The following is a 9,180-nucleotide window of genomic DNA, read 5'->3' as shown; positions in this document are numbered from 1 at the left end:
CAGGTAGGGGTGTGGTACCAAATCAGGCAGGGGTAGTGGTACCTGAAATGGTAGGAGTACCCCTACCTGAAATGGTAGACGAAGGAATTACCATTAAGGAATTACCAATTAAGAATCTCCCTTTAAGGGATCTCTCCCTTAATCCCTCTCAAACTGACATCGACTCACAAGAAAGAAAAGAAAAAAGAGAATTTGGATTTCAAGTCCAAGAAGAGCCCAATTCAAGTTTCTCCACTTTGTTGCCAAAAAAATCCGAGACTACGCAAACAACAAGTCAGTCTCTCATGAAGGCAAATTGCTATCAGCCGACAGTGCCAGGTATTGGATTTGGGGAATGCTGAAATGGGAATGCTGATTATTGCGTGGAAGAAGAGGCTGAAATAAATGTTCACAAACTCTTGAAAGCTTTATATGTTAAGTTTTACAAGTCACAACGCGAGAATAAAACTGGGAGAAGTAGTCTCTAAAACCGAATCGCATATTAGTGGGGGTCGGTAGGATTCCCTGTGTCGGTAGGCTCCCCCTATACGACACTGAGTTATTCTTTATACGTTTTATCAGTTCGCTATGCAGCACTAAGCCCTTCAATTGTTCTGCTTTATTGAAACCAACATACCATCCTACTGCCTTGACAAACCGCAAATAATTTTCCTCGTCCTGCTCATTCCAGTCTTCTGATTTTATACCCAGTCTGTTTTTGGTATCTATCCAAATTTGCTTCTGCACACTAAAACCAAAACGGTTGTCTGCATTGAACCAAAGCTGGTCTATTCTTTTCAGGTCTAGGCAAGAGAAAGTATTGATGCCGTCAACACCAAAAAAGCCTTGTTCTTCTCTTTTAGCAATATTAAGCATGAGTCTATCTGTTTCCCTGTCAGCAGCTTCCCAGTTTTTCGCATTTAGAAAATATTTAAGTTGAGCATATAAGTGTTTTGTCAGCGATGCTTCAACTTCTTTATCTTGAGGATTTAGCTTAATTAAAGCTCGATGAACTGATTCAATATTCTCACCTGTAAGCAGCTGATCGGCTTTAGTAAAATCAGTTTCATTGGAATGAGCCTTGAAAATATTAAATGCTTTTTGATAAGATTCTATAGCTTCGTGAGTTTTTTTATTCTGGGCTAGTAAATCACCTTGACTTTTCTGAATTAATACTTGAACTTGTAAACCTTGACTAGACTCCAAAAGTTTTTGATCAGCTTTGGATAAATTTGACTGGCTTTCTTGAATTTCCTTGTTAGCATTACTCCAGTCTTTAAGTTTTTGGTATGCTTGTGATTTAGCAGCGAGTAATAGTGACTGTTTGAGTTTATGGTTATCAATATTAAATGATACTGCTGCCAGTCTCAAAGCTTCATCTGAATCTGATGAACTTTGGTTTCGCAATCGTCCAGCTAAGGCTACAAGTTGACGAACATTTACAATTTCTGCTTTTGTCTCTTCATTTTGTGAGCTTGTTTGTTTAAATTCATTTTCTTTAGCTCTAAGTTTTGCTGAAATTTCTGCTTCTCTATTCTCAGCCTCTTGAACATTTTTCTTAGCGTCTTTTACTTCTTCTCTTGCTTGCTGTGCTTGCTTTCCGGCTTGTACAGCATTATCTTTAGCTTTTTGTTCATTTTTCTGTGCTTCTGTAAGCTTTATCCGGGCTTGTTCTAAGTTTTTATTCGCATTCTCAGCCTGAGCATTAGCAATTTTAACTCGCTTATCAGATGTATCAACTTGAGATTTAGAAGTTTTAACTTGTTTATTAGCTGCATCAACTTCTTGTTTAGCTAACCCACCTAGAGCTACAGATCCTATAACTGCTAGAACCAAAACAACAATCCCAATACTAATTCGCTGTTGAGCTTTCTTATTCACCTCACTGAGCAACTGATTTCTTGCCTCTGCTGCTGTTCTATCTTGCCTTTCTCGCTCCAAAGCGGCTTCTTGTTGCTTAACAGCAATTTCTTCCTGAATTTCCTTCTCTTTACTGGCTGCTAAAAACTGTTTATCCTGATAACTTAGATTCTTATCTCTCACCCATTCTTCTGCCTCTACTAATGCCTTTCCTCGGAGCAACCGCGATTCATCAGTACTCCCAGAACCCACCCAAAAGCGAAAGTTTTCTGAATAAGGACGTAAATTATTTAGTTGATTCTCAATCCAATTTAAGTCAAATATTTCCCTATAAATCTGGTTATAAATTCTCAAATTACCTTGCTGCCTAACAACTAAGCCTGAAAGCTGTAACTCGCTTTGCTCTAATGTTTCATCTGCTGTTACCTCCGCTTTGTCTTCACTCAGTCTAACTTGCTGATACAGTTCTAGTAAGTACCCTGCCCGTTGCTCATCTCGTAAAATCCTGGCTTGAATTGTTCGCAAATGCTCAGGTTCATCTTGTGATTCCCAGTTTTCGATGAGCCGCGCTCTAACAACTTGTTTTACTGAACGAAGATACTCTTGCTCTGATTCCTCAACCATGAACTGACACAGCTTTTGAGTCAAAAATGGTTGCCCACCAGTCCATTGCAAAATCTCCTGCATTATCACTTGGGGGCTACTGAATTTATCGTGTAAACCCTTTTCCAATGGTTCAACTTCATTTAACTGGAAACCCTTGAGAGAGATAGCCTGACCAATATTAAACGGGGTACGCTGTTTATCCTCAATCAAATTACTAGGTGATGCCACTCCCAACAAACAGAAGGTAAGGCGGTTATATTCAGGGTTGTCAACTCGCTTGTTATAACAGGCACGAATCAATGCAAAAAAGTCATCTGTGGGAAAATTCAGACTGAGTACACTATCAATTTCATCAATAAAAATAACGATATCTTCTTGAACTTCAACAAGTAATACTTCTTCCAAAAACTTGCGAAATCTTGTAACTAGCGAATTTAGCTGATTTGCTTCCCACCAGTCACCAAAATCTAAATCTAATCCAAAACTGTCAATGAGTGTGTCAATTAAATCTGCATACCATTGTTCGGGAGGGACATTCTGAATACCTCCAGCAGAAAGGTCAACTGCGGCACACTGTACGCCATCATCTCTCAATCGCTGCATGGTTCGCACACGCAAGCTGGATTTTCCACTCTGCCTGGAATTCAGTACGTAACAAAACTTTCCCGCCTTCAGCCCTTCATATAACTGTGCATCAGCTTCTCGTTTGACGTAGGTGCTGGCATTTTCAGGTAGACTTCCAGAGAATATGTATTGGTCAACCACGATTTACCTACTCCAAACGAGTTGAGAAATACTGACGATACAAATCCCAACTAGGAACGCAATCATTACTAACAAGTTTTACTAATCCCAAGCTATGCAACTTAAAGGCAACTTCAGTATCTAGCCTGACAGGTGCATTCGTCATCACTACTTTTTTATACCCTATCTCAAGCTGGGGATTATGTTGTAAATGCCACAGTTGTTGTCGCAAGTGGTCACTGAAGATTCCTTGCTCTGTTGGTGCAAGTCTTAACAATTCTTCTAAGGTCACTTGCTGGCTTTTGAGATGGGCAATCGCAGATTGTACCAAGTAAGGATGCCCCCCAACTAACTCCATCAACTGAGCCAAGTCTTGTTCTTTCAGTAATCCTAAATCTTGCTGCTTGGCGAGGTCTGTTACTTGTTGCAAGTTAAATTCGGGTAAATCAATTGCCAATCCCACATTAAACGGGGAATGATTACTGTCTAAGGAAGGGTAAGATTCAGTGGAATGAACCACAACTAACCGCAGTTTTTTCCAGATATTACCAATCTTGTCTCCTTGTTTCGCTGCCTCATACCATCCCCGCAATAATAAGCAGAATTGAGGAAAAATTTCTGGATATTGAAACAGTCGCTCAAAGTTATCTATAGCTAAAACTAGGGGAGTATCAGTAACCGATAATAGATATTTTTGAAAATAACGACTACAGTTTTTATTCAGCCCAAAAACCTCTTGCCAATGTTTTTCTAGTTGCGGTTCTAGTTCCAGACTGTCAGCAACATCAACACATAACCATTGTAGAAATGTTTTTAAGTTAGCCAGAACATCAATATCAGCCAGTTGTAAATCTATTTTCGCAGTTTGATAACCCTGGTGTCTTGCATAGTCTAGGGTTTTCTCCAGCAGTAATGTTTTACCCATTCTCTGCGGGGCTTTGAGACGAATCAATGCCCCTGGTTGCACGATTGCTTTATAGCATTTGTCCTCAATTGGTGATCGTTCAATATATATAGTTGTGTCTGCCTCTAGTCCAGAGTTCTCAGCTACTTGCAACTGTCGTTCACTTGCATTCAACTTGTCACCAAGCTCTTTCAGTGTGCGTTCTTCTGACTGAAGCTGGTATTCGTATTGAAACTTGCGTGTTACATCAGTTTCAATAACCAACGCTGTTCGTAGATTTGCAACTTTCTGGCTTTGAAGGGTGTAAGCTTTTTCGAGTGAGTCTCTTTCTTGTTGCGATCGCTCTCTTTGATTCTGCGATTGGACTAAATTACCTGATGCCACCGTCTGCTGCCCAAGGTGAATGTTGTAGATGTCGCCGCCAATTTGCCTAGCATTCACTGTGCCAGCATTAATCAACCCGCCGCCAAACTGGGAATTGCGTAAGTCGTTGTTGGAGACTTGCTTCGGGTCTTCTGAGTCCGGCATGGGTTTGCCTTGAGCGTTCTTAAGCGTCATTGTTCTGAATGTTACCACCTATTTGGTCTGCATCAGCAGTGTTGGCATCTACATTACCTCCAGCAAAGTGAGAATAACGCTGATCGTAGTTAGAAACTTTCCGTGGATTTTCTGCCAGTGCTTTTTGGACTAACCCTTGCTGTTCTACTTGTTGTTCTACTATGTCAAACAGGCGGTTAATTAGGTGATTAATTTTTGCTTCCTGTTTAGAAATTAGGGTATCCTTATCCTCAAGTCTTGCTTGGTACTGCGCTTCTAATGCTTTAATCACAAATTCATAGCCCTGCATGAAGTCGCTGTGGATTTTCGCTTTGTTTGCATCAGGGGCAACAGCTACTCTGACTACAAGAATGCCATCGCCTTTTTTCTCAATGCTTTGGACATCCAATTGTGCGCCTTGGTTTTCGACTTCTAGCTTTTTGAAGGAGTAGGCGAAAGCATCCCAGTCGATGCCGTTGCGGAAGATTAGGTCTACAGTTTCTAAGGATTTTTGGAACAGTTTAGCAAATTCTCCAGGGGCAAAATTACCATTGCTAGGGCGGCGTTCTTTTTGACCTTGGCGACGGTAGATGTAGTCACAGATTACGTCAGTGAGGCTTGTAGCACTGTTTATATTCCAATCTTCCATGCAAGCTCCTGTAGGAGTTGCTCTTGTAAGATTCGTATATAATAACTCAGCCCTACTAAGGTTTGCCCCCCTTAAGTCTGTATTACTCAAGTTGACATTAAATAGTTTTGCTTCACTAATATCTTTATTGCTCAAGTTTGTTTGAGTTAAAGCTATTTGAGTCAAATTTATATATTTGAAATCTATCTCACTTAAATCTACGCCACTAAGGTCTATACCACTTAGGTTTGCCCTTAAAAAATTTGCTTCTTTAAGATTTGAATTATTAAATTTTGCTTGTGCGAGGTCTGCTTTATAAAAACTAGTATTGATTAAATTTGCTTTATGGAATCTGGCTCTTGTAATAATCGAAGTACTGAGATTTATACCTCTAAGTATTTTATTCTCGAAATTGCCTTCGATAAGAATTTCATTATTATCATCAATATTAGATGGAATATAATCTATTTCTTCAAAGTATGCGACTTCTAAAATATCTGATTTCCCAAGTTTTACTTTTCTTAATTCTGAAAACTTAAGATTTGCTTTTTCAAAGTAAGCATCAGTAAGGTTGACTTCAGTAAAATCAGCATTTCTCAGGTCTGAAAGGCTAAAGTCAGCCTCACTTAAATCGGCTCCACTAAAGTTAACATTACAAAGGTCTGGTTTTATTTCTGGATTATTCTTCCGCCATTCATTCCAAACCTCCACCCCTTGCCTCAGTATCGCTAAATGTTCCTCATTCGCCATTTTGTGCTAACCCCTCCGCTTAACTGTAGCCAACAAACTACTCCGCCTCTTGCCACCCGTCGATTGAAGCCAACAGAATATTCACTAAAGGATGGTCGATTAGCTCTTTAAATGCTTCAGTTCCCCCAGCCTTCAATGCCCCAATAACTCGCGCTTTCAATGTTGGGTTATTCTCGATCTCATCCACAGCCTTAGCCACAACACTCATTTTCTGTGATGTCGTTGCAGTAGGGTAACTCTGCCCTAACTGATTGAGAAGCTGCTGAATTTCTGCTGCGGCTTCTGCAAGATTCTGGCGTTGTTCAGTGGAGTAGTTGGTGATGTTGCCGCCGATTTGCTCTGCATTTACAGTGTCGGCATTGACTAGACCACCTGCAAATTGAGCGCCTTGCAAGTTAAAACTAGAACTTTTATTACTTACCCTTTGTTGATTATTTTCTCCTTGAACATTATTAATATCGCCATCAACTGAACCACCAACTGAAAAGCCACCGGGATTGTTTGTCATAAAACCTACCTGCTCAACGTTTGAATAAAAGCTAGGACGCTCTAACGCTGTCATTACCATGTTTTCTAATCTGCGGATTTGATTATCTTTTTCTGCTAGCAGTAATTTAATCTCCCGCTCCGGCAAACCTCTAATCTGATTATAAGTGTCAAAATATTCTGCGCTCAGTTCAGACTTATCAGCCATAGCTGCTGTTTTTGCACGAAGCAAGAACTTATCTTCGCCTCGCACTTCCATTCCCACAATTCGCAAATCTGCTTCTGGGTGATTTTCGGCTAGCTGCTTAAAGGAAATAGCGATCGCTCTGGGGTCAACACCTTGGCTGTGGTACAAGTCCAGGGTATCGAAAACTGGTTTGATGAAATCGCCAAATTCCCCATCAGCGAATACCTCCTGTCTGTTGTCCGGCTTACGGTGAGGGTCGGGGTTGTCTGGTGTGGGCAGGCGCATATAAACGTACTCACAACGCACTCCGTCAAACTTAGTATCGGTGGTAATGTTCCAGTCTTCAATGAATGCGCCTGTGAGAATTGCCCCTGTAAAGTCAGTACCATTGAGTTGAGTTTGCACTAATTTGGCTCTAGTTAAGTCTGCGTCTTGCAGGTCAGCTTCGCTCAAGTCTGCACCGATGAAACTGGCATCTATAAGACTGGCTCCTTTGAGGTTAACTCCACGTAAGTTTTTATAGTTGAAGTTTTCATTACTTCCTTGTCTTGTTACTAATAAATTACGTATTTGAGGATTTTCAAGGTAAGTTTTTTCAACTTGAGCATAATCTAGCATTTTTACTAGGTAGAAATTAGTATGGGTTAAGTTGGCCTTTCTAAAATCTGCATTTTTGAGTACAGCATTAGTAAAGCTAGAATTAGTCAAATCAGAATTACGAAAACTTGTCCCTCCTATAGCTGTTAAAGCAATAGCAATATTATAAATCCAAGAGTATTTCTTATTTCTTTTTATTGCTTGATTTCCTATACAAATATTAAATAATGCTACAGACATAGCAATAATTGTAGTTATAGTTATGAATATTATTCCAAATGTAGTAGATATAAATTTAAGGTAGGATGTAAGTACAGATATAACGACGGCTATGATTACAAATATGGAAATAATAATAGCTGTAGCCTTATTAAAAGCTGCAATAGCTCCTGCTACTGTGACAGAACCTAATATTGCAACAGCTACGATTAAAACTCCAGTTGCTGCTCCGGTAAAAGCTGGTACAGGTTTAATTCCAGCAGAAAATATAACAGCTATAGCTCCAACAATAGCAAATATTTTTAGTCCAGTTTCTAACCCTTTAGAAATTGTAGAAATAAAGAAAGTACCCAGCAAAATAAGAGTAGTGCAAGCTATAATTATAGGATCTAAACTATGTGAAATTATTAATAGAATTAAATAATTAGCTATATATGCAAAGAAACTTAATAATCCTAAAAACAATAATAAGACCATTGGAAAGAAAATAGCCCAACGAGCATTTAAGCCAGTTTTTGTATAACTAAAGTTAGCATTTTTTAAATTAGCATTAGTGAAATTTGTACCTTTGATATCTGCATAACTAAAATCTGCACCTTCAAGGTTTTGTCCTTTAAAAGACCGACCTCTCAGATTTTGCCCTGAAAAATCAGCAGCTATTAAGTGAAAATCTTCAATAGGAAAATCTGACAGTTCAGTTAGTCTTCCTGATTTTACTAACTCTTGAAGCCTTTTAATACCTTCAGGAGAACCTTCAAAGATAATTTTTATACTACCTTCTTCAACTTTAATAATTGTTATATCTAGATCCTTAGCAAGTTTACGTAAATGTTCAACAATAACCTTAAGTTTAGTCTCATTAATCGAATCGATACTACCTGTAAGTACAAATTCAGCCTTAGATTTATTACCTATATGTTGTGATTTAGATAATGCCGACTGCCCCTTAGCAACGATAAAATCATCAACCCCTTTCTCTGCTCCTAACGGTAAATCAATCACCCGCAGCGAACAACCTTCATTTACCAGCAGCCGTCCCATACGACTGATGGCGGTTCTGACTCGCTGTGCAGTTTCGGGCTTATTATCTTGGTCAAAGCAAATATTAAGAAGTCTCCCCTGTGTTGCAAAATGCTTCAAGTCTGGGATGAGGTATGGTTTGCCATTAGCTGTACCATACTCATCAGTGGGTGTGCGGTATCCAGCGTTAACACCGGGAATTGCGATCGCAGCATAACCAGCAGTTAGTAACGCTCCTGCTTTTTTGACACCTTCTACAATTGTCACTGGTACATTATGTTGCCAAACCCAGTGCCAGAAACCGCCAGGATGCTGTAAATCTTCTTCAGTAATGGGAATGCCGCTACGGTTAGAGACTTTCACCCAAATGCGATTCGGGACTAAGAGGAAGAAAGCGCGTGTCTCTTCTCTGAATGGGTGTTCATACTTAATGAATTTGTGAATCTTTTGGCGATCTCTTCGGGGGTGGTCAGGTTTGAAACAGCCCCACATCATCAGCACGTAGTTGTTGAGGGGGTCAACGCCATTGCACCACCAGCCGCCGAGTTCTATGTGCTGGTATTTCTTTAAATCGCGATCGCGTAATCGTCCATCGTTGCGACGGGAGATTTTGGGACTGTAGAGCAAGTATTCGTAGGGTAAAGTCCTGGAGAGTGAGCGTAC

General features: G+C 39.8%; 5 protein-coding genes. 1 reads left to right on the top strand and 4 read right to left on the bottom strand.

The features are described 5' to 3' along the window. The coding region (locus H6G97_RS38745; protein WP_422394257.1) for a hypothetical protein at positions 1-341 on the top strand (341 nt) is incomplete at its 5' end. A gap of 73 nt (positions 342-414) precedes the next feature. On the opposite strand, the gene H6G97_RS55640 is transcribed toward H6G97_RS38745, so the two are convergent. From H6G97_RS55640 to H6G97_RS38725, 4 genes are all read right to left on the bottom strand, one after another. Then, positions 415-3,210, bottom strand: a complete 2,796-nt coding sequence (locus H6G97_RS55640) for an AAA-like domain-containing protein (protein ID WP_199349948.1) — start codon at positions 3,208-3,210, stop codon at positions 415-417. A gap of 7 nt (positions 3,211-3,217) precedes the next feature. After that, on the bottom strand, positions 3,218-4,651 hold the full coding sequence (locus H6G97_RS38735; RefSeq protein WP_190945968.1) for an AAA-like domain-containing protein: 1,434 nt from the start codon (positions 4,649-4,651) through the stop codon (positions 3,218-3,220). Then, complete coding sequence (locus H6G97_RS38730; RefSeq protein ID WP_190945967.1) at positions 4,641-6,008, bottom strand: pentapeptide repeat-containing protein; 1,368 nt, start codon at positions 6,006-6,008, stop codon at positions 4,641-4,643. Before H6G97_RS38730 ends, H6G97_RS38735 begins: the two co-directional genes overlap by 11 nt. A 37-nt stretch (positions 6,009-6,045) precedes the next feature. After that, on the bottom strand, positions 6,046-9,180 hold a 3,135-nt coding region (locus H6G97_RS38725; RefSeq protein WP_242055858.1), incomplete at its 5' end, for a DUF3854 domain-containing protein.

The organism is Nostoc flagelliforme FACHB-838, assembly GCF_014698065.1.
Classification (GTDB): Bacteria; Cyanobacteriota; Cyanobacteriia; order Cyanobacteriales; family Nostocaceae; genus Nostoc; species Nostoc flagelliforme_B.
Note: the sequence above shows the minus strand (reverse complement) of the source record. Positions and strands in the feature narration are given on the sequence as shown.